Source organism: Oligoflexus tunisiensis, from assembly GCF_001748245.1.
GTDB classification, from domain to species: domain Bacteria; phylum Bdellovibrionota_B; class Oligoflexia; order Oligoflexales; family Oligoflexaceae; genus Oligoflexus; species Oligoflexus tunisiensis.
Window position 1 is genome coordinate 4,522,971 of sequence record NZ_BDFO01000001.1, and the last position, 21,066, is coordinate 4,544,036.

General features: G+C 55.9%; 19 protein-coding genes. 10 read left to right on the plus strand and 9 right to left on the minus strand.

Features of this window, described 5'->3' with window-relative positions:
- Positions 1 to 81: 81 nt before the first annotated feature.
- A complete protein-coding gene (locus OLTU_RS18695; protein ID WP_141734283.1) occupies positions 82 to 1,623 on the minus strand; it encodes an ArnT family glycosyltransferase in 1,542 nt (513 codons plus the stop codon).
- A gap of 159 nt (positions 1,624 to 1,782) precedes the next feature.
- On the opposite strand from OLTU_RS18695, the gene secB reads away from it, so the two are divergent.
- Together secB and OLTU_RS18705 are read left to right on the plus strand one after the other, a co-directional pair.
- A complete protein-coding gene (gene secB, locus OLTU_RS18700) occupies positions 1,783 to 2,247 on the plus strand; it encodes a protein-export chaperone SecB (RefSeq protein ID WP_141734284.1) in 465 nt (154 codons plus the stop codon).
- A 172-nt stretch (positions 2,248 to 2,419) separates the two neighbouring features.
- Positions 2,420 to 4,489 carry a neutral/alkaline ceramidase gene (locus tag OLTU_RS18705; RefSeq protein ID WP_141734285.1) on the plus strand — a complete coding sequence of 690 codons (2,070 nt, stop codon included), beginning with the start codon at positions 2,420 to 2,422 and terminating at the stop codon, positions 4,487 to 4,489.
- Here OLTU_RS18705 and OLTU_RS18710 read toward each other — a convergent pair.
- Both OLTU_RS18710 and OLTU_RS18715 read right to left on the minus strand, forming a co-directional pair.
- Positions 4,420 to 5,334 (minus strand): DUF72 domain-containing protein, encoded by a 915-nt coding sequence (locus OLTU_RS18710; protein ID WP_141734286.1) that lies wholly within the window; start codon positions 5,332 to 5,334, stop codon positions 4,420 to 4,422. The two genes, OLTU_RS18705 and OLTU_RS18710, sit on opposite strands and share 70 nt — an antisense overlap.
- A 9-nt stretch (positions 5,335 to 5,343) precedes the next feature.
- Positions 5,344 to 5,826 carry a hypothetical protein gene (locus tag OLTU_RS18715; protein WP_141734287.1) on the minus strand — a complete coding sequence of 161 codons (483 nt, stop codon included), beginning with the start codon at positions 5,824 to 5,826 and terminating at the stop codon, positions 5,344 to 5,346.
- Positions 5,827 to 6,019: 193 nt separating this feature from the next.
- Between OLTU_RS18715 and OLTU_RS18720 the strand changes: the two genes are divergently transcribed.
- Positions 6,020 to 6,979 (plus strand): hypothetical protein, encoded by a 960-nt coding sequence (locus OLTU_RS18720; protein ID WP_141734288.1) that lies wholly within the window; start codon positions 6,020 to 6,022, stop codon positions 6,977 to 6,979.
- An 82-nt stretch (positions 6,980 to 7,061) separates the two neighbouring features.
- Here the strand turns inward: OLTU_RS18720 and OLTU_RS18725 are convergent, their stop codons facing one another.
- Positions 7,062 to 7,982 carry a DUF1338 domain-containing protein gene (locus OLTU_RS18725; RefSeq protein ID WP_176736754.1) on the minus strand — a complete coding sequence of 307 codons (921 nt, stop codon included), beginning with the start codon at positions 7,980 to 7,982 and terminating at the stop codon, positions 7,062 to 7,064.
- Positions 7,983 to 8,081: 99 nt separating this feature from the next.
- On the opposite strand from OLTU_RS18725, the gene OLTU_RS18730 reads away from it, so the two are divergent.
- A complete protein-coding gene (locus OLTU_RS18730; protein ID WP_141734290.1) occupies positions 8,082 to 8,975 on the plus strand; it encodes an N-formylglutamate amidohydrolase in 894 nt (297 codons plus the stop codon).
- Between the two features lie 101 nt (positions 8,976 to 9,076).
- Here the strand turns inward: OLTU_RS18730 and OLTU_RS31980 are convergent, their stop codons facing one another.
- Positions 9,077 to 9,235 carry a hypothetical protein gene (locus tag OLTU_RS31980; RefSeq protein WP_176736755.1) on the minus strand — a complete coding sequence of 53 codons (159 nt, stop codon included), beginning with the start codon at positions 9,233 to 9,235 and terminating at the stop codon, positions 9,077 to 9,079.
- Between the two features lie 257 nt (positions 9,236 to 9,492).
- The gene (locus tag OLTU_RS18735) at positions 9,493 to 10,659 is read right to left on the minus strand and encodes a tetratricopeptide repeat protein (RefSeq protein ID WP_141734291.1); all 1,167 of its coding nucleotides are present in this window, start codon (positions 10,657 to 10,659) and stop codon (positions 9,493 to 9,495) included.
- Between the two features lie 408 nt (positions 10,660 to 11,067).
- Here OLTU_RS18735 and OLTU_RS18740 point away from each other — a divergent pair, with 408 nt between their 5' ends.
- On the plus strand, positions 11,068 to 11,868 hold the full coding sequence (locus tag OLTU_RS18740; protein ID WP_141734292.1) for a hypothetical protein: 801 nt from the start codon (positions 11,068 to 11,070) through the stop codon (positions 11,866 to 11,868).
- Between the two features lie 40 nt (positions 11,869 to 11,908).
- On the opposite strand, the gene OLTU_RS18745 is transcribed toward OLTU_RS18740, so the two are convergent.
- The 3 genes from OLTU_RS18745 to OLTU_RS18755 form a co-directional block, all read right to left on the minus strand.
- The gene (locus OLTU_RS18745; protein WP_141734293.1) at positions 11,909 to 12,550 is read right to left on the minus strand and encodes a transglutaminase-like domain-containing protein; all 642 of its coding nucleotides are present in this window, start codon (positions 12,548 to 12,550) and stop codon (positions 11,909 to 11,911) included.
- A 206-nt stretch (positions 12,551 to 12,756) separates the two neighbouring features.
- Positions 12,757 to 13,113 carry a c-type cytochrome gene (locus OLTU_RS18750; RefSeq protein WP_141734294.1) on the minus strand — a complete coding sequence of 119 codons (357 nt, stop codon included), beginning with the start codon at positions 13,111 to 13,113 and terminating at the stop codon, positions 12,757 to 12,759.
- Positions 13,114 to 13,316: 203 nt separating this feature from the next.
- Positions 13,317 to 14,879 (minus strand): POT-type proton-dependent oligopeptide transporter, encoded by a 1,563-nt coding sequence (locus OLTU_RS18755; protein WP_141734295.1) that lies wholly within the window; start codon positions 14,877 to 14,879, stop codon positions 13,317 to 13,319.
- A gap of 398 nt (positions 14,880 to 15,277) precedes the next feature.
- Here OLTU_RS18755 and OLTU_RS18760 point away from each other — a divergent pair, with 398 nt between their 5' ends.
- From OLTU_RS18760 to OLTU_RS18780, 5 genes are all read left to right on the plus strand, one after another.
- Positions 15,278 to 16,312 carry a lipase family alpha/beta hydrolase gene (locus tag OLTU_RS18760; RefSeq protein WP_176736757.1) on the plus strand — a complete coding sequence of 345 codons (1,035 nt, stop codon included), beginning with the start codon at positions 15,278 to 15,280 and terminating at the stop codon, positions 16,310 to 16,312.
- Positions 16,312 to 17,346 (plus strand): lipase secretion chaperone, encoded by a 1,035-nt coding sequence (locus OLTU_RS18765; protein ID WP_141734297.1) that lies wholly within the window; start codon positions 16,312 to 16,314, stop codon positions 17,344 to 17,346. The genes OLTU_RS18760 and OLTU_RS18765 overlap by 1 nt, the downstream gene beginning before the upstream one ends.
- Before the next feature lie 174 nt (positions 17,347 to 17,520).
- Complete coding sequence (locus OLTU_RS18770) at positions 17,521 to 18,870, plus strand: hypothetical protein (protein WP_141734298.1); 1,350 nt, start codon at positions 17,521 to 17,523, stop codon at positions 18,868 to 18,870.
- The gene (locus OLTU_RS18775; RefSeq protein ID WP_141734299.1) at positions 18,867 to 19,547 is read left to right on the plus strand and encodes a hypothetical protein; all 681 of its coding nucleotides are present in this window, start codon (positions 18,867 to 18,869) and stop codon (positions 19,545 to 19,547) included. Before OLTU_RS18770 ends, OLTU_RS18775 begins: the two co-directional genes overlap by 4 nt.
- A 15-nt stretch (positions 19,548 to 19,562) precedes the next feature.
- Positions 19,563 to 21,002 (plus strand): DUF1501 domain-containing protein, encoded by a 1,440-nt coding sequence (locus tag OLTU_RS18780; protein ID WP_141734300.1) that lies wholly within the window; start codon positions 19,563 to 19,565, stop codon positions 21,000 to 21,002.
- The last annotated feature ends 64 nt before the right edge of the window (positions 21,003 to 21,066 follow it).

Sequence of the window (21,066 nt, forward strand, 5' to 3'; positions counted from 1 at the left end):
CCACTCCACAGGTTTTCTCCATTTGACTCTATAGCGCAGGTCCTTGATCCTGCCAAACTCATGTTGCACTTGATTGCTGTTTCACAAGGACTGCAAAACCTGCTCCGGCGGTGCGATCAGACGCCCGGTGACCGCCAGATAATTCACAGTCGGATGCCGCTGCAGGGGAATGGGTGTCACCGTTTTGATCATGATCAGATCCTCATAGTCCGCCTTCCGATAATTCGCTTCCGGAATCACCAGCGTCACCGGACAGTCCACCCAATCCCGACCGACATCGCGAAACGTATAAAACGAGGGATGCTGCCGATCCAGGGAAATGACCGGCATACGTTGATTCAAAAAGTGCAACTGGGCCACGATATACCAGCGCTGACCCGCAAGATAGCCGTCGACCGGACAGTGTGCGGGCAGTTTCTGCAAAATCGGTTGCCTGATCGTCTGCAGGCCGTTGTTAAGATCTGACCACAGTGTCAATTCCGTGAGTGGAGTATCCCGGTCGCTCAGCATGGATAGAAGATTTCTTCGCACATCGCGGCGAGCCAGAAGACTCGGCAGCAGAACGCTCAGCAGCACGGCGAGTATCCAGCTGCGTTTGGAACGGGCCAGAGTCTCACCATAAAGAGCCACGAGGGCGGGCAGCAGCAGCCAAAAGCCGGGCATCATCCAATGCAAGCGCACGGGTTTCACGAAACTGAGTCCCGCGAGCAGAATGATCAAAGGCAGGCAGCTGGACAAAAGAATCAAGGGCACACCCTGGGGAAATCGCTCGCGCTCCCGCATCAGACGACGCATGGTCTTGATCATGAGCCAGGCAAACCAGGGTGTGAGAAACAGGAGAAGGCCGAGGATCGTGCGCAGAGGTCCTTCCCAAAACCACTTCAGATCACCGAAGCCCTGTCGCGTTTGAAATCGGATCGAGGCCCAATCATGCTGAAGGTTCCAGACCCACACCGGTGTGGTCACCAAAAGGCCCATGCCCAAGGCGTTCAACCAAAACATCAGATCCGTTCGCGCCCGTCCACGCCGTAACCAGAACAGAGCCGCGCCCAGTCCCAAACCCATGGGCAGCGCATGATATTTGAAAATTCCCGCCAGACCCAAAACAAAGCCCCAGGCCAAACCCTGATTCGCGCTGAGACGTTCCTGGCGTCGATAGCGAAGCGTCAACCACAATGCAGCGGTGAGGCAGGGATAAAGACCGGCGTCCGGTAATGCAAAAATCCCGAGCAGTCCAAAGCCTGGCAGGATGAGAGTCGCCAGGGCGAGCAGCATGAGATCACGCGACCGCCAGGCAGGATGGATTTCCCTCAGACAAAGCAAAAGAAAAAATGCAGCCCATGCATGCAGAAACGGAATGAGCAGGCGCACGCTTAACAAACCACTGCCCACCTTCGCATTGAGCGCTGTGACCCAGGCGATGCCGGGTGGGTGATCATAGTAACTGAGCTGCAGCCTTTGTCCCCAGTCCCAGTAATACGCTTCATCATTTACGAGGGGAAAATAGGCAGCGATCCAAAGATGAAAGACGAAGCCGAGCCAAAGGATCAGAAGAGCCAGGGCCCAGCCGGTTCCTGCGGACAGTTTGGCGATAAACGCATCTTTCCAGGTCCCGCTTTTCACGTTCGAGTTTCCCCCTCATGCAAGAGCCGTCAGAATCACTCCCCCTATCCGACGGACAACCGGTCCGGGGTAAAAAACTCTTTCCCAAACGCCGGTCATCAGCTACTGTGAGCGTCCGCTCAGTAGGGAGCAGCAGCCCGACATTTAGCAGGAGTAGACATGGCTGACCAGGAAATACAAGTAGCCTTGCAGAGAATTTATGTCAAAGACCTCAGCTTCGAATCGCCTAATCCTGTCGAAGTATTCGGCCAAAACTGGAAGCCTCAGGTCAATGTCGAAATGCAAACCCGGAACCGTAAGATCGCCGAGTCGGCTTACGAAGTTTCCCTGGAAATGACCATTACGGCCAAAAACGGTGAGAAGAACGCCTTCGTCATCGAAGTCGAGCAGGCCGGCATTTTTGTAATCAAGGGCCTGGAAGGTGAAAACCTGCGCCGCCTGATGGGTACATTCTGTTTGACCATTCTTTTCCCATACCTGCGCGAAACTGTGGACAGTCTCTGCCTCAAGGGCAGCTTCCCTCCGCTGGTCCTCGCTCCGATCAACTTCGATCAGCTCTACGAGCAGAGCATGAAGCAGCAACACCAGCAGCAGCAGCAGCAGCCTGACCAGCCGCACGCTTGATTCAATTTGAGTGGCCGTCCACGGGCGGCCTCGCCCCACGCAGCCCCCTTCGTCACGCCCGCATGGGCGCCCTGATCAAATTCCCCCAGCCCCTCAAAAACATCCATTGGCTTTTCCCGTCCATCCGCGCATAAACGTGAGCAGAACATCCACGACCCCAGTCGGAGGCTCCATGAAACGCGCGCTCATCGCCGTATGCCTGTGTCTTGCCATGGCCTGCGGCCCGTCCGCATCAACCCCTCAAGCCCTTGAAACCAGCGGCGAATATCTGATCGGTACAGGGATATACGACATCACCGGTCCCGCGGCTGAAATCGTCATGATGGGCTTTGCCGTGGGCGACCAGAAAACCGCCGGCATCCACACCCGCCTGCGTTCCCGGGCCTACATTGTTGGCGATACGAACAAACGCGTGGTCTTTGTCAGCGCGGATCTCGGCATGATGTTTCAGATGGTCAAACGAAAAGTCGCCGAAAAAATCGCGCAGAATCCCGAACTCGCGCGCTATTACAACGAACAAAATATTCTGCTCTCCGCCACGCACACCCACGGCGGCCCCGGTGGTTACTCCGGTTATTTCCTCTACGACTTCACCATCAATGGTTTTATCAAACGCCACTTTGAAACCATCGTGAACGGCATTTATCTCTCCATCCTCAACGCGCACAACAATCTGGAACCCGGCCGCATCCTCATCAACGAAGGCACACTCGATGGGGTGGGTGGCAACCGGGCCGTGGAAGCTTATAACAACAATCCAGCCGAGGAACGCGCGCAGTATGCGAGCAACACCGATCGCACCTTCACCCTCCTCAAATTCGTCAACCGCCACGGCGAGGCCATCGGCATGGCCAACTGGTTCGCCGTTCACCCCGATAGCATTGGCCCGGGAAACCACCTGATCACCGCCGATAACAAAGGCTGGGCTTCGTATCTCTTCGAAAAGGATCACGGCACCAACTACCTCGCCGCCAAAACCTTTGTCGGCGCCTTTGCCCAGGCCAATGCCGGCGACATCACCCCCAACATCGGCTTTGGTCAGGCGCCACCGGATCTGACCCTCAGCACGAATAAAAGTTTAAGCAACGCCGTGCTCAAGCAGTATTACAAGGCGCGCGAACTTTTTGATAGCGCCACCGAAACAGTCACTGGTGCCATCGACTATCGCCATGAATGGGTCGACATGCGCACACTGCAGGTGGCCAGCGCCCAAACCCACACCTGTGCGGCCGGCATGGGGGCCTCCTTTTCCGCAGGCAGTCCTTATGATAATCCCAGCCCAGCGCCGCTCTTTCCGAACGGTACCACCGTCGACAGCCTCGCCTGGAGCGAAAACGCAGGAAAAGCCGCCCTCAGCAAAATCCTGGGCGGTTTCTTTTCGCTGATCTGGACCGACACGAGTGATCCCAACTACAAGGCCTGTCATGCGGAAAAGCCGGTTCTGATTCCCACCGGCATCGCGCATGTGAATATCAACGGCCCGACCATGACCCCACAGATCATGCCGCTGCAAATCATCAAAATAGGAAGTGTGGCCTTGATTGCCGTCCCAGCGGAAGTCACCACGATGTCCGGTCGTCGCTTCCGCAAGGCCGTCCTGAATGAACTCGCTCCTCTCGGAGTCCGTTATGGGGTGATCAGCAGCCTCGCCAACTCCTATGCCTCCTATCTCGCGACTCGCGAGGAATACGCCAAGCAATGGTATGAAGGTGCCGCCACCCTCTTTGGCCCGCATCAGCAGGCTGCATTTCAGCAGGAATTCGTGAAGCTCTCGCGCGCCATCGTGCAAGGCACGGCCGTCGATCCTGGCCCCACGCCGCCGGATGTCACCGGTCATGCCGTGGACCTGACCGCCAAGGTCGTTCTTGATGATAAACCCTGGGGAAAAAAATATGGTGAGGTCATCACCCAGCCGCAGGCATCCTACCCACGCGGCGCCACCGTCAGCGTGCAATTCTGGGGTGCGCATCCCAACAACGACTACCGCACGCAGGATACCTTCCTGATCATCGAAAAACTGGAGAACGGTGTGTATTTGCCCGTGCGCTACGATTGGGATCCTGACACGACCTATCGCTGGGAACGCAGCGGCATTGCCAACTCCAGGATCACCATCACCTGGCACACCGAAGGCGCCGCGCCGGGCACCTATCGCGTGCGCCATCGCGGGGATCACAAATCCGGCTGGACCGATGCGATATCCCCATATGAAGGCGTTTCGGCTTCCTTCATTCTGAAATAGTTCTTTTCATAGAGATACCGCAGCGCGAAATCCACAGTCTGCGGTATCGCCCCGTGCCGCTCCTGATGGGCAAAGAAATAGATCTCATCCATGCCCGCCGCCGCCCATTCCGACAGCCGATCCATCCACGCCCGCACGCGCTGATCATCCCGCCGCGAGGGAAAACAGCCGAGAAACCGCACCATCAGCTTCGGTTGCGTCAGGGACATGTGCACCACATCCCGCCGTCCGGGGCTGTCGGTGATGACCGTGGCGATGTTCGCTTTGAAGAGGAGATTGATCACCGGATCGGCCAGCATATGATCGCGAAACCAGTCCGGGTGCCGAAATTCAATGGCGAGCGGAAACGCATTCCCCCAGGCTTCGATGAATTGCTTCAGAGCCGGAAAATGCGTGGGCGCAAACCAGTCCGGCAGTTGCATGAAGCAAAGGCCAAGGTGATCGCCAAACCATTCGCAGACGCGTTTGAACCGCTGCAGAAGTTCGTGATCCAGCGCCTGATGCATTTTATGGGAAAGATCCTGGGGAACTTTGGGACAGAAGGAAAAGCCCGGCGGCACCTGGTTCACCCAGCCTTCCACCTGATGCGCCTGCGGCAGGTGATAGAAGCTCCCGTTGTATTCCACACAGTTGTAATGCTGCGCATAGGCGGAAAGATATTCCGAAGGCCGGGCCGTCTCGGGATAAACCGTGCCGAGCCATTCCTTGCAGACCCAGACGGGAGCGCCGCAGCGGATCAGGCCACGGCCCTGATGACCCAATTTCAAAAAGCCCAAAGTGCGGGGCCTTGGATCCGGCAGCGCGAGATCCAGACCGCGATCATCCTGAACGCGACCGAAGTGCATAAAAAATTCTCACAGACGGAAACGCACATGGGCCAGGAACGTGTCCTTGATGAGGCCCTTGTGTTCGCCCATCCAGCTATAAAGTTTCGTGTTCTCCACACCCAGACCGATGTAAGGATCGATATCCGCCGTCAGTCCATAGGTGAGTGTCGGCCCAAAGAGCAGTTCCGTTTCATCGAGGTTATAGTGAATGAGGCCAAACCCCGGCGACAAATAATATTCAAAAATGCCAACCTTCACATGCCCACGTCCCGATGCGCCGAGCGCAAAGATCGCCGGAGCCCCCTTGTCTTCATCCTTGGAATAAAGACGCAGATAACCACCATAACTCTCCGTGGCGGTGTCATTCACCAAAAAATCTCCGCCGAGCGCCAGACCGCCCTCATCGATCCCGGCCTGGATCACCATCTGCGTGGGTCGCCCACTGCTTTGTGCAGCCAGGGGCTGAGTGGCAAGGGTCGCAACAGCGAACAGGGCAGCAAAAAGTTTCATAGAGGCTCCTCAATGCGAGTGAAGGTCATCAAGTGGCTGGGGTTCCCAGGGTCCACCCTCCCTAGGTACATCGAAAGGGACGCGGGATGCAAGTCCTGTGCACTTCATCCAAGCCAACTGGACCTGCATGCGACGAATTGGTTATGATGGATGACAGTGTTCCGGCCCTCGCTGTTCGTTCAAGGAGACAGATATGATGCTGCGGCTTATTTTCTCTTGCCTGGCTCTGATCGCTTTGTGGGCATCGCCCCTGGCTGCGGCGGAGCGTGAGACTCTGATTCAGGACTATAAGAAGGTCCTCGAAAAGTTCCGCAGCCGCTCGGCTCAAATAGGTCAGGGCAATCCTGCGGTCACCAAACATCCGATCACCACCGAACAGTGTCTCGCCAATGCAAAAAAAGCAGGCGTCACTTTCGAAAACCCGCAGTTTGAAAAAATCTGCGGTGCTCCTTACATGGCTCCCCTTTATAATCCCGCCAAGGAAAAGCCGGAAGATGCTAAAGTGTGCATCGACCAGTTTGAATTCCCCAATGTGCCTTGTGAATATCCCGTGGTCTGGACGCGCGCGGTGGAAGCCGCGGATATCTGCAGCTCCATCGGTAAACGCATCTGTGATGCGCATGAGTGGGAAGGGGCCTGCGCCGGAGCTCTGGAAGAGCCGGACTACGCTTTCGACAGCTTCAAGGATGCGTCGCCCGAAAACAAAATCAGGCAGCGACGCCTCGCCCACAACCGGGTGGCGGATCAAAACAAGGTCTACTCTTACGGCAAGGAACGCAAGAAGGGTATTTGCGGCATGAACTCCACCAAGGACAACGGCTGCAACGGTGGAGACTGGAAACGCTGTGGATCCAACACCTATCCGGTCGGTGCTTTCCTGGAATGCAAAAGCGGACTTGAAGTCTTCGATCTGCATGGAAACGCCGCGGAACATATGAATCTGCCGACCAAACCCGAGGAAATGGCCAGCAAAGGCAGCAAGGACCTCGGTTATACGGAAATGAAAGGCAGCTGGTTTATCTGGGATAAATACCAGGCACATCCGGATCACTGCCGTTGGCGCGCCCCTTACTGGCACGGCACACGTTTACGTCACCCTGATAGTCACGCGAACTATCATCTGAGCTTTCGTTGTTGCAAGGATGTGAAGTAGGATTCGTCGGAACATTCAAGCTGGAAACAAGCTTGGGTCGCAATGGTAAGGCCTCGGTGTCAAAAACCGAGGCCTTTTTGCGTTATTTGAAGGTGGATTCAAAAATCTTGTCGGCGTTGGACGTCACAAAACCTTGATAGTAGGATTGCCATTGGCCGTCGTGTTGCTTGCCAGGCAAGGGATAACGGTAGGCGAATTCAACGAAACCGTAGGGCACCTTTTCCACGCCCTCCTGGAATTCGTAATCCCTGTCCACAGCCATGGTGGAAATCTGTTCCAAGCGAAGATCCGGTGTGCCCTTGACTATGCCACCGGAATGGTTCATCGGCACCTTCAAATCCTTCTCCAGGAAGCTGGCGACTTCCCTGATGTCCTTGAAGCCTTGGAGGAGGTGCACGCTCACGGTGAAGTGATTGATCTGATGGCCATAGAGCATGGTCCACGACGCGTATTCGCTTTCCTTCTTCAGCACTTCATAGTCGTGCAGGCTCGGACGGCTCCAGGAGGGGAACGTCGTGAGCAACGCCACGCATTCGCGTATCAGCTGATCCGCTGCCTCCTGGCTGCCGCCTTTCACTTGATCGCGCAGCTGTTGGATGCGACGCAAAGGCGAAGCGGTGACCTGCGAGGTCAGACGCCGGATGACTTCCTGAAATTCCGACGAGAATTTCGTAGGTATCAATTCCGAAACGAAAATCTTGGGCGAGGCATCCCGGGTATGGCCTTGCACATCCGGTGGGCAGAGCCAGAAGGCTTTCAATTGCTTGGCCTCGAAGAAATAATCATCCTTGCGGGAGTAACCGAGCGCTTCAAAAACGCCTTGCAGTATGTGGGCGCCGGTGAATTCACCGGGCAGCGTGCGATAAGCGACATGATCTTCGGTCCAGTCCTCGCCGCGCGCCTCGAAAGCCTGAATCAGCCTCGGCACATCCGGTACCAGCTCGCTATAATGAGCCCAGAGTCCTTTGAAGACCTCGCGCCGACAATGATGAATCAGTTCCAACCGCATTCTCCTTCAGGTTATCATGCAGCGATCACCATAGCATGGACCGCTGACCCATGTTAAGATACAAGCCATAGATCGGGGAGAGACCCAGACCCTATGACCTACCAAAGTTTGAAAGAAACCACCTACGCAGCAGGCGGCCCCACCCGGGTGCTTTTGATATCACCGCATGGTGCAGACGCCAAGGACTTCCTGGATGCATTCCCGGCGATAGAATCGGATGCGCTTTTACAAGCAGTCTGGCCGTTATTTGAAACATATTTGGCGATTGAACGCGATGTGGGGGCTGATGAACTGGCCCATGCCATAGCCCACAACCTGGCGCGACGCTATGATATCCCGTGCCAGGTCATTTGTGTGAACTACCCGCGCGCCATCATTGACGGGGGTCGCCTTATGGACCACTGTCTGCGCGCCTGCCTGCCGACGGCCCTCTTTGTTGAACTCAAAGAGCGGTTTCTGGAGCTGCACCAGCAGACCTTGCGCCGGGTGGACGAACTCTACGCCAGCATTCGCTCCGGCGCGGCTCGTTATCTTATCGATGTGCATACGATGGCCAGCTTTTGTCCGATCGATGGCAACGGCACACGCTATATCCTGCCCGTTTCCTTTCACCGCCTGGAGGATTATGTCAACCAGTTCGTGGAAGCCCGGGATCACAAATACCGCCGGAGCATCGATCTGATCACCGGCGATGATCATGGGCAGCGCTGGGCGGATCCGCGGCTGGTGGCGGAAGTGCAGCGGGCCTTGCAGGCGGAAGGTTATCCGGTCGTTGAAAATTTTCCTTACTGTGCCTCGGCCGCGTTTCTGAGTGGCCAGCATGTTCGCAGCGTGCCCTCGATTTCCCTGGATGTGCCGAAGCATCTTTTGTCCAGTTGGGCCGAAGATTTCACGGATTATCAGCTGGATGACGTCCCCCTCTCCCCGGAGAGGATTGAACGGCTGGCGCGCTGTCTGGCGGGTGCGATTCACGCGGCTATGAGCTGACGCCGGGTGTCCAAAAAAAACCGAAGGGACTGACTTACGTCAGCCCCCTCCACCATGCAAGCTTAGGCCTTCCCAGGATTGGGAAAAAAAAGAGTCTGGGATCATACCATGGCATCGGCTTCCGCATGCGCGGGGCCGTTGTCATCCACTTCCACATTGTCATCAGCTGCCTTCACACCGGAGCGCAACGGGTCCTGATCCTGCGGGATAAACCCGGGACCATGTTCCGGCAACCCTACGATATAACGTCCAAAGCGCATCCTAGCTCCCGACAATTCTTCGTGTGTGCAGCAAAACTTATAATTCTTTATCGGAAGAACGAAGTATCAATTGATCAGAATTTATAAAGCACGGATATTACAGGGACAACATGCCATACAATTCGGTAAGGTTAGGGGTTATCGTGTGCAGAATCCGGGGCAGTCTGCCTCGCCAGTTTGCAAAAAAAAATGGGGCCCCATAGGGCCCCAAGGTTTTGGAAATACCTCCTTGAAACCACTCAAGGAGGAGTTCGATTTTAAGCTCCCATAGGTTCCAGACGGGCCAGCGCCTGCTGGGCCTTCACAAAGTCCGGCTTCCGGGCCAGAGCCATCTGGAAATACTGCGCCGCCTGGCCTGATTCCCGCCGCTTGGCATGCGCCAGCCCCAGGTTATAGTAGATGGCATGGGCGAATTCGCTGTCATGCACCTCACCCAGGCACTGTTCATACATGCGAATCGCGCCGTCGAGATCCTTTTCCTTGGACAAACGCACGCCTTCATTGTTGAGAAATTGGACAAGTTCCGCATCGCTGTGGCTCTTGCGCAGATGGCGGCAGGCATCCAGCACGCGACCTTCCGCCATGGCAACCTTGGCGAGCACATCCGCAGCCATACGATCCTTTTCATCCAGCTGCTTCAGGTGCAGCATGGTGAGCCGGGCCTTGTCATAGTTTCCGGTTTCATAGCTGGCTTGGCCGGAATCCGCAAGCAACTGCAGATTCAAAGGATTACGCGGCAAAAGCTCGTCGAGCATCGCGGCCGCTTCCTGAAAATTCCGATCATACATGTGAGCGACCGCCATGCGGTGCGTGGCCGGCAGGAAGCCGGGATTGACTTTGAGCGCCGCAGTAAAGAACTTGCGGGCCTCGTTGGTCTTTTTCTCTTTCAGCGCAATCTCGCCCAGCAGCGTGAGGATCCGCTCCTGATAGCCATGGGTGCGGAAGAGACTCAAACAAAGCTCCCGGGCCATGGTTAAAAGCCCGGAATAATAGGCCCCGCGCGCACTGCGCATGGTTAATTCGAAGTTACTGAGATCCGCTTCGGCCCGCAGAAGAGCCTCCAGCCGCCCGGCGATACGATCAGCCGTGAAAGGTTTGGGCAGCACATAACGAAGATCAAATTCCTCAAAGAGTGGCCGCATGGCTTCGGTGACGGAATCCACCAGAAGCAGATAATTTTCCATCCCGTAGTGGCCGCTCGCGCGGATCCTCTGCATAAGGCTCAAGCCTGTCAACCCTTGCGTTTCATGTCTTAGAATGAAGAGCTGAAAGGTTTCCTGTGGCTCCAGTCGCAGGACCTCGCGAGGATCCAGCATCACCTTGATCTGCTCGATACCGAAGGATCGCAGAATATGAAAGAGGATATCACCTTCCTCCTTCGTACTCGCAACGACGGCCACCCTTTTATCCTTGTAATGTTGCATGCCCAGACTCCTTCCCCAAAATAAGAGACTACCGCTAAATACGTCTCTCTCTAGCTCTGAACCAGGGCTGATCACAGGAACGCAGGTTGAGGGAACTCTAGTGCTATGACTCTTATCGCGCAGAAGAGGGAGGCGCTTGAGATCCGCGAAGCGAGCGAAAAAAAACCTGTCATACCCGGCACTGAGCGCGAGGTTTTGTGATCGTTTTTCCAGGTAAGATTACGCCAGAAGAAATTCCCCTGCCCCTTTCTGCCGTGACGTAAGAATTGGCCTGCGTGCAAACTTTATTTTCAAAAGTTCTGCACACAAATTTGCTATTCGTTACCGTCGGGTAAGATAACTTTCCGTTCAAGATTTTGTCACGAAATGCCGATAATGGTTCGATTCGCCATTCTTGGGGGGACAAAAATGCGACGGAAATTCATGAATATCATGGGAATTTTTTTCAGCACAGCCCTACTCTTTTCGGCAAAAGTGCAGGCTGAGGATGGAACCCTGGAGGAAAAATTCCGTCCGCAGTTTGACTCGAGTGACAACGCCGAAGCCGATATCGAGCTGACGAGCGAAAACGTCCTTCAGAATGGCAAACTGGTGGCCTCCCGGTCGCGGGATGGTGACAATGCAGTGGATCGCGCCTTTGGCAAGATGAACAAGCGTCGCGCCAAATCCCAGCGTTATAAGTACTGGTATCTTTTGCCCTTTGGAATCCCCCAGTTTACCGAAGGCTATCGCGGTTTCGGTTCCGCCTTTGCCATCGGCCAGGTGGGTTCGCTCGCTCTCTATTACGATCGCATGAAAAAGGTCGATTCCGGCAACGCTGCGGCCACTGATGCCACACGGAATGTGACACCGCAGCAGGCGGCTCAGAATCCTTTCATCGTAAATTTTTTGAATGCCAATGAAAAAGCGGTGGAGGATGCTCAGAAGGAGCAGCGCTATTTCCTTTACGCCTTTATTGGGCTCTACGGCCTCAGCGTCTATGAAGCTCTCTATGACCCTCTCGATATGCGGAAGCTCGATGCCCTGCGTAAGAAGCGCCGCGACCGCGATCGTGACGGCGACCGTGGGGAAGATGACCGTCGCTTCGATGATGACGATGACGACGAGGCCTTGAACGATCGCCGCGGCCGCTCGCGCTTTGGCTTTATGGTTCTTCCGACCGAACAGACCTATGAAGTCGCCATGAGCTGGCACATGACCATACCCTGATCCGGCATCGATCCCTGAGGGCGTCTGACGCGCCCTGGTCTTAATCCCGCGCGATCCATTGATCCGACAGCAGCAGATCCTTCAGATGCGGGTAGGCGGCCTGAAGATTTTTGATGATGAAAGCGTGCGGCACATCCTCGAACTGGCCATAATCCTTCAGATACTGCATGAACTGTCGTCCGGCTGTATCATAAGCCTGAAAGATGGAATCGTCGCGGCCGTTAAACTCCAGGACATCCACCTGCATCTTGTGGCAGAGAGCCGCGTTAAATGCCGGCGTGGCCTTGACCCACTTCCCTTCCAAATACAATTCAATATAACCATGCATCGCAAAAACCTGGGACCGGAGCTTCTCCACAAAACGGGGCTCTGAGATGTGGTTGATGACATCAGCAAGCCCGAGGCGGCTCGGGATACCCACAGCGCGAGCGGCGGCACCCAGCAGCACAGCCTTGGGAATGCAGTAGCTGATGCCTGAGGCGATCACATGGCTCGCGCGAAAGGTTTTGGGATCCGGGGTGAAGGAATAGGGATCATAGCGAAAATCGTCGCGGGTCCTGAGATACAAGGCCTGGGCCATGGCCACCGGATCGTCCAGGCCCGCCGTGGCGTCCCGGGCAAAGGTCTGCACCAGAGGGTGTTCGAAATCAAAGAATTCGGTCGGTCGAAGATATTGATCCATAAGTGAAGTCCATTGCCTTTTTATATGGTCCGATTTTTCCTGAACGTAGCACACATAGCCCGCCTCGCGAAATTAGTTAGGATAATGAATTCCATCGGCAGCGCTATTGCATGCAGTACGCCATCCCGCTTCACATTTCCCCTTGAAAGCAAGAAACCCGACTCTCCGCGCGGAGGTCGGGTTCACCATTTCAAAGTTGGTTGATACTACTTTAACGCCGCTTCCAGAGCCTGGACATCCGTTCCAGTTGGAAATGGCGTGACAGTGGAATGAAAGGTAATGGTGGCCGACGCCGTAATACGGGCGGCAGTGGCGCCTTTCTTGGCCGACGAGGCGATCGCCCCATGGCAGGCAGCGCACTTGGCAGCATAAACAGTTTCGCCCTGGGCTTTCAGAGCCGTGGCATCGCCGGTTCCGGTTCCGGTGGCGGGTGTTCCCGTTCCTGTTGCGGGAGTCGCCGCGCCCGTAGCCATGCTTTTCTTATAGCTGGTCGCAACGGGTTCTGAATCACCGCATGCCGTCATGAGGACGAGAGTCATCGCTATCAATCCAACCTTGATCATCTTATGTACCTTCGCAATAAGGTTCTATGGAAGAAAATCCCCGGTCCCGTCGTCTTAGATCGGCAGGACAGGGTGCTTTCTTTAGAAAATTTTTTTTTGGATGGAACTTCAGAGGGTTGGGTGCAGAAAATCCAGCCCTGACGCAGGGTTCGGGGCTGGCGATTCCCGGAAAAGACTGCGGCCCGCGCAGGGGCCGGGGGGATTTAGACCTTCAGGTAATGATCCGCGACCGGATAGCGCTTCACATAAAGTCCAAAAGCGGCGGCGGCCACGAAGGCAAAACCGGCGAAGAAGAACATCTGGAAGGCGGTGACGCTGATCCCGCCGGCACTGACCGCCTGGGTCAGACCCTCCGATTTCACCCCTGCGTTCACGAGCAGAACCCAAAGGCTGCCGATGGTTACGGACAGGCTCCAGAAGCTCATGATCACCCCCTTCATGCGGGTGGGCGCCTGGCTGTAGGCAAACTCCAGACCCGTCGCGGAGACAAAGACCTCGGCCAGGGTCAGGATAATATAGGGCAGCACCTGCCACAGGATGGAAAGCTGGGCGCCGCTGTCCAGGGCCAGCTGAAACGCTCCCACCACCACCCAGGATACCCCCGAGAGCGCAATACCGAAGGTCATGCGACGCAAGGGTGAAAAGACGATCCCGTGGCGGGCGAGGAAGGGATAGAGCAGAATGTTATTGAAGGGGATCAGAAGCACCACGAGCAAAGGGTTGAGCGCCTGCATCTGGGACGCGCTGGTTAACCAGGACCAGCCTGGCAATTCCATCACGCGCGCCTGCAAAATCCAGGTGGAAGCCTTTTGATCAAAGAGCGACCAGAAGGGTGTCACCAAACCAAAGATCACGAGCACCCGCAGCACCGCCCGCACGCCTTCCACGGCCTCAGCCGGATGCAGGGCCCGCGCCTGATCCAACTGGATCCAGGCCCCTATGCCACCAAAAAGCATGAGCACCACCAGGGCGAGACAGATCGCAGCCACCACACCGAGGAACGGCCAGCATAGAACGGACACGACCGCCAGCAGCACTCCAATAAATGCCAGTACCGTTCCGGAGCGTGGGCCTTGCGAACGGAAAAGCGCACTGTACACCACCCGCATAAAGGAATGTGGATCCGAAGGGGCGGGCGGCGTCACGCGATACTGCTTCCGTCCCAGCCAGAACACCAAGGTGGCCAAAGCCATCAGGAGCCCGGGAACACCAAAGGCCCAGCTCGGACCATAGTGTTGCAGGATCAAAGGAATCAGCAGGGAAGCGAAGAACGAACCGAAGTTGATGGCCCAGTAAAAGATATCAAAGACGACCCTGGCCTTGGCCTTATTGCTTTGATCAAACTGATCACCGACAAAGGACGAGACGCAGGGTTTGATCCCGCCCGATCCCAGCGCAATCAGAAAGAGACCCAGGTAAAAACCCGCTTTCTGACTTTCAAACAGCGCGAGGCAGAGATGGCCCACGCAATAAAGAAGACTCAACCAAAAAATGGTCCGGTACTTTCCGAGAAAGCGATCCGCCAGCCAACCGCCCAGCAGAGGAAAAAAGTAAACGCCCATCACAAAAATGTGAAAAATTTCCTTGGCAGCGGCTTCGCGATCCGAGGCTACCACATCCACCAAAAGATGACTCACCAAAAAAGCTGTCAGAATATTACGCATGCCATAGAACGAAAACCGCTCGCAGGCTTCGTTTCCGATGATGTACGGGATCTGCGGTGGGAACCCACCGTCTTTTTGTTTCGTTGATGCAGCAGCGGACATGAAAACTCCCGGTTTTATGGAAAAGTAAAAAGCTTTTTATCTGCCCCACAGTGAAAAAACAACCATTCTGCGTCAAACAAAATTTCCTACCGATTGGAAGGCACGCCCCGCCTGGGAAATCGACTGAATTATGGCGAGTGCCTGTTCACTCCTGCTCAGGAACATCCACGGAAATCGTGTCAGGATGCGACTTTGCTGCTGACCAGGGGACGCCCTCACCCGGTCACAACATGCATGAGAGCCGGCAAGAAGGCTCGGCGTAGGGTATACAGGACAGCTGATAAAATCCGAAAACGCGCGAAAGGAAATTGCAAACGCCCAGGTCTTGAAATAGAACAAATCCAACATTTCTACTAATGGAAACCTGGATCGCAATAAGCCTAACTAAGGGGGATTATATGTCGGGACTATTCTCATCCGCATGTCCGACCACGCTGTGGTTGAAATCCTTGCTCATCAGTCTGTTCATGGCGACAGTCGCGTCCACGCCGGTCCGTGCTGATAGCGCAGATTACGCCAAAACCCGTTATCCCATTGTGATGGTTCCTGGAGCCTTTGCCTTCGACAATGTGCTCGGGGTGGTGGACTACTGGTATGGTATTACCGACGAGCTACGTCGGCAGGGAGCCGAAGTTTATGTCACCAAGTTGAGCAGTTCGGCTTCCAACATCCGTCGAGGCGAGGAACTGCTGGAAGACATTCGGCAGATTCTGGCGCTCACAGGTGCGAGTCGGGTGAACCTCATCGCCCATAGCCAGGGCGGTCCAGCCTCGCGTTACGTCGCGAGTCTCAAACCGGAATGGATCGCTTCCGTCAACTGCGTCACCTGTATGAATGAAGGCACCGAGTTCGCCGACAATCTGTACGATTTTCTGAACCGTCATAAATTTCTGAAATGGATCGTCAACCTTTCGCTTTCGACCGTGTTCTCGGCTCTCGATATCTTTTCGACCGGACCGAGTGATGGGGCCTACAATAGTGAATACCGCGGCCTCCAGATTGCCGAACACCTCGTGCAGGCCGCCGGCACCAAAACTATCGCCGACTTCAACCGTCGTTTTCCCGAAGCTCTTTCCGAGATGAGCTGCGAGCGGCAGGAGAAAGGGAAAATCTATAAGGGCATCAGCGGCCCCGCGACCGTCAATGGCGTCGCCTATTTTTCCTGGGGCGGCGTGGACGTCGTCACCAATCGCGTCGACCCTCTCGATGCCGTCCTGGTTCCGGTTGTCAAAGCCTTCTTCCCGAGCAACGAGCGTATCTGGGATGGACTCGTGCGCAGCTGCGGTCATCCTCTTGGCAAGCTGACCGAAGGCTTTTATCCTTTGAATCATTTTGATGCGGTCAATCATGCCTTTGGTCTGGTTCGTAGCGGAATCGATATTCCCTCGCTCTATGTTCAAAATGCGAATCGCCTGCAGAAGGCAGGACACTAATGAAACGGCGTTCTGTGACGCGCGCGCTGATCGGCGTCGCGATCGTCGTGCTGGGGCTGATGCTGCTCGGCAAAAGTTTCAGGAAATCCGCGGTGGATTCCACGCTGAGCAGCCTTCCGCCTCCGGCTCCCCTTGGGCTTCCAGGAGCGGAACCCGCTCTGCCGGAGCCATCGCCCGCGAGGCCGGAGCCTCCCAGCCCGACACCGGCGCCTCATCCTTCGCTGGACGGCACCGATGTCAACGGTGGTCTGCACGTGGACAGCCAGGGTCGGATTGTTTTGCATCGCGACCTGCGCCGGCTGTTTGATTACTACCTGAGTCTCCGCGGACGCATGGATGCCGAATCCATCCGCGCGCTCCTACGGCAGCATCTTGAAGCCTTGCATCCGCTGCCGGTTGTGAAGCAGGCCATGGCCCTCTTCGATCGTTATCTGACCCTGATCGATGCGGAAACCAGGCTTACGGAGGAATGGACGGCCCGTGATCTGAATGCGACTGCCCAGGTGGAAGAGGTACTCGCGGAGCGGCGCTATCTGCGCCATGAATATCTCGGAGATGATATGGCGGAAGCTTTTTATCAGGATCAGGAGCAGTATGAAGCCTATCAGCTGGAACGCATGAAGATCAGCACCAATCCACAGCTCACACCGGAGCAGAAAAAAGCGGCGCTTGAGTCGGCGGAAATCATACTCTCACCGGAACAAAGGGAGATCCGCAAAAAAACCTTTGCCTGGCTTGATATCAAATCCCTCGCGCGCCAGCCGGTCGATTCACTGGATGGCGAAGCCGCGGAAGCGATTCGGCAGCGCTTCGGCGATGATGCCCTCGATCGTCTGGCTGCGGTGGAAGAGGAACGCAGGACCTGGGAGCATAAGCGCGCGGCCTGGCTTGCGGAAAAATCCCGACTGGCTGCTCTCCCCAATCTGTCGGACGAGGAAAGGACGGCCAGCCTTCTCGAATACGGCCGAACCCATCTGGATTCCACCGAATTACGCCGTATGCAGGCCCTGGACAGCGACACCTCCGCATTATAATTCCTCCAAAACCCTGGACGGTGCTCCCAGCCTAAGTTTCCGAACTTCCTTACCCTTTTTCCATACCAGCCATGGTCGGTTACCAAAAAATTCAGGAAACTTAAGTTGGGATCAGGGCTTTCCGATAGTGGAGGACGGACATTTTTACCCTAGGCCCAGGTGAGGACACACAAAATGAAGAGTCTCCTTTTAAGGAAGGGTTGGCTATGGCTTCTGCTTTTCGCAGAGCCCCTGCTGGCGACCCCTGCATCCACGGCCATCTTTTGTCAAAAGTATCCGAAATCACTGGGCTGTGAAAATCAGCAGGCCTCCTGTAATATCTGCCATATAACAGCTCCCACGCTGAATCCTTATGGTGAGGACCTCGCCAAAAATCTCACGGGTAATATCGATGTCGTGCTGCTCGAAGCGCTGGATAAGGTGGAAAACCTGGATAGCGACGCCGACGGCGTCAAGAACATTGACGAAATTCTGAATGCCGGCGCCCCTGGAGATAAAACCATTAAACCCGAGTCCAAAGCGAATCTCACCTATGATCCGGTCTTTGCCTACAAGCGGCTCAAGGGTGTGTACTGCGGTGAATCTGCCACCTACGAGGAACTCGAGGCCGTGCGCAAGGCCGCCGATCCCAAACCGCTCCTGCATACGGAACTGAACCGTTGCCTCGAAACACCTTATTGGAAGGACGAGGCCCTGCATCGTCTCGCGGATAAAAAAATCCAGCCCCTCGCAGCGGTCGGCTTCGGCGGCAACGTGGTGATCGCGGACTATCGCTATGACTACCGACTCTTTTCTTACGTCATGACCGGCGATCGGGATGCACGGGAACTTTTGTCCGCCCAGTATCACATCGCAGCCGACGGCACCAAGGTGGAAGGAACCATCGCTCGTGAGGAACCCGCACAGTTTGGGGAACGCATTGTGATCGGCGGCGGTCAGCCGCTGGCTCCGGCGCGCCGCGCAGGGATGATGACCACCCAGTGGTTCCTCGCTTTCTATACCATGTTCTCGGATCTGCCGCGCAACACGGCGTCGCAGGTCTATCGCGCCTACCTCGGTCTGGACATCGCCAAAGGCGAAGGTCTCTTGCCGGTGGCCAACGAACCGCAGGATGTGGATGCACGGAATGTGGCCCAACCGGATTGTGCGATCTGTCACAGCACACTCGATCCGCTGGCCTATTCGTTTTCGAGTTATGTCGGCATTGAAACGGTCCAGGCCCTGCTATTCAATACCAACGGGACCTTCCGGGCCAACCGCACCGACTACGCTGGCCAGGGTGTGATCCTGGGAACGCCTGTTCCCGATCTTCTGGCCTGGGCGGACAAGGCTCGCAACTCCGATCCTTTCAAGAAAAACATCGCTCATATGATGTTCACTCAGGCGCTGAGCCGTGAACCCATGGCCCATGAAAAGGCTGAATACGATGCCCTCTGGCAGGGACTGCCAGCCGAAAACTATTCGGTCAACAAGATGCTGCATCGCTTCATTGATAGCCTGGCCTTTGGAGGACGTCAGCCATGAAAAAACTTATGACGCTGACCTTGATCAGCCTTAGCCTTATGATGGTTCAATGTACCAGCAAACGTCTGAAACGCGGTGGATCAGGCGGTGATGCCCCGGCCGCAACCGATGCCGATGGCAATTCCAACGGCGCTCCAGGTGGCAACGATACCGGTGCCGCAAGGCCAGCCGGGCCACAGGCGGGAAAAACCCTGATATGGAAACGCTATCGCCCGTTTGAATCGGGCCTGATCAAAGGTCTTGGGCTCACCAAGGACCAGGTCTGTCTGGAACTCGGCCGGGATTCCTGTATCGACAAAGTGCACCTCACCGTGCTCGGTGGCAACGAACCCTTTCTGAATGGACAGTATGAACGCGCGGAGGCGCCCACGGTCCTCACCTCCGTGGCGATCGACCGCGTCGTGCTTTCGGCCTGCAGCCGCCGGGTGGAACTCGATGCCGCGGCCGGGGCCAACGCCACCGTCTTCAAGTATTTTCCGCTGACTGCGGCCAAACCGAACGACGAGCAGATCAAACAGCAGGCCACCGACCTTTATCGGCGCATACTGGCTCGTGATCCGGAAGCTGCTGAGCTCCAGGCCATTGCCGAATTTGGAGCCACCGCCGCCGCAGGGGACAAGATCGCCTTGAGCCTTTGCTATGCGATCGCCACCAGTGCGGAAAACATTTTCTTATAAAAAAAGGGCAGGCTTATGAAAATAAAAAATCATCCATTCGATCGTCGTCAGATCTTCAAAGCCGGGGGTGCCGCTGCCATGGGCGCCGCGTTTGCCGGATCATCCTCTCCGCTTCAGGCACAGGCCGCGGCGGACAAGAAATATATCTTCAACATCTGCGCGTTTGGTGGCGCCAACATCATCGACAGTTTCCTGGCTCAGCCCACCGGCCCCGCCGCCTACAATAACATCGTGCAGCCGAATGGTTCCGCGTTTAAAACGGTGCCGCCGCTGGCCAACAGCATTCAAGGCGCGATCGACCTGGGCAACGGTTACGATCAGGCGGTCTTCGTGCAAAAGCACGGGGCCGACATGATGGTGATGACCTGCGAAGTGTCCAGTGTGAACCATATCATCGCCGCCAAACGCTCGATGACTGGTGACAATATCAACGGCGGTCGCACCATTGCCGAAGCCGTGGCCTTGGCTTTCGGTAAAAGCTGCCCCTTGCCCAACCTGATGCTGGCCGGTGGTGGCTATGCCCTGCATGGCGATGATGATACCGTTCCCGACCTCGCCCGCGCGCAGGCGGTGAACGATCCTTTGATGTTTGCCTTTGCCACCCATGGTTTCAAAGGCATGACCAACGCGATGAGTTCGGGGGATATGGCTGCTGCCCGCAAGCTGCGGAATCAGTTGGAATCCGTGTCCCGCTTCCAGGCGCAGTTCGCTGGCTCCAGGATTCTGGATTCCTACCAGGTGAACCGCGAGCGTATCGTCGAGGCCCTCGAAAAAGGGGATATGGTCACCAAGCTCATGATGCTGGATCCGGCGACCAATAACCTGGCCCAGTTCGGTTTTAACATTTCAGCTGATATCAACCTCGTCCGCGCGAAATTTCCCAACATGGCCACCGACCCTTTTGAAGCCCGGCTGGCCCTCGGATTTCTGGCGGCGAAAAATGGACTGTCGAATGCCATCTCGGTTGGTCCGAGCAACAGTCCCTTGATTACGGCAGCCGGTACGCCCAATGCCCCGATCGCCTTCGACTGGTCACACGTCGATCATCGCGGGGCGCAGAACTCGATGTGGAGTTATATTCTGAAAGGCATGGATGCCTTGATCGATCTTCTTAAAGCCACTGACGTCGATGGCGATCCCGCCAAAGGCAAGATGTGGGATCGTTCGCTGATCTATATCGCCACCGAATTCGGTCGCGATAAGGTGGCGAGCGGCGGCAGCGGTCATCACCTGAACAACGGTGTGGTGGTGATCTCGCCCATGGTGAAAGGCAATAGCGTGTTCGGTGGCGTCGATGCCGCCACGGGTCTGACCTATGGTTTTGATCCGGCCACAGGCGCTCCGATGCCGAATACCGTGATGAAGGAAAAGCATCATTACAGCGCGATTGCGCAGGCGATGGGGATCAACTTCGACAACAGAGTTAACATGGCTGCTGTTGTGAAGAAGGCGTGAGGCTCATACGCCGGCAAGGGTCGTGAATAAGGTTTGCACGCCGTGAACATGGCCTGCGTTGTGA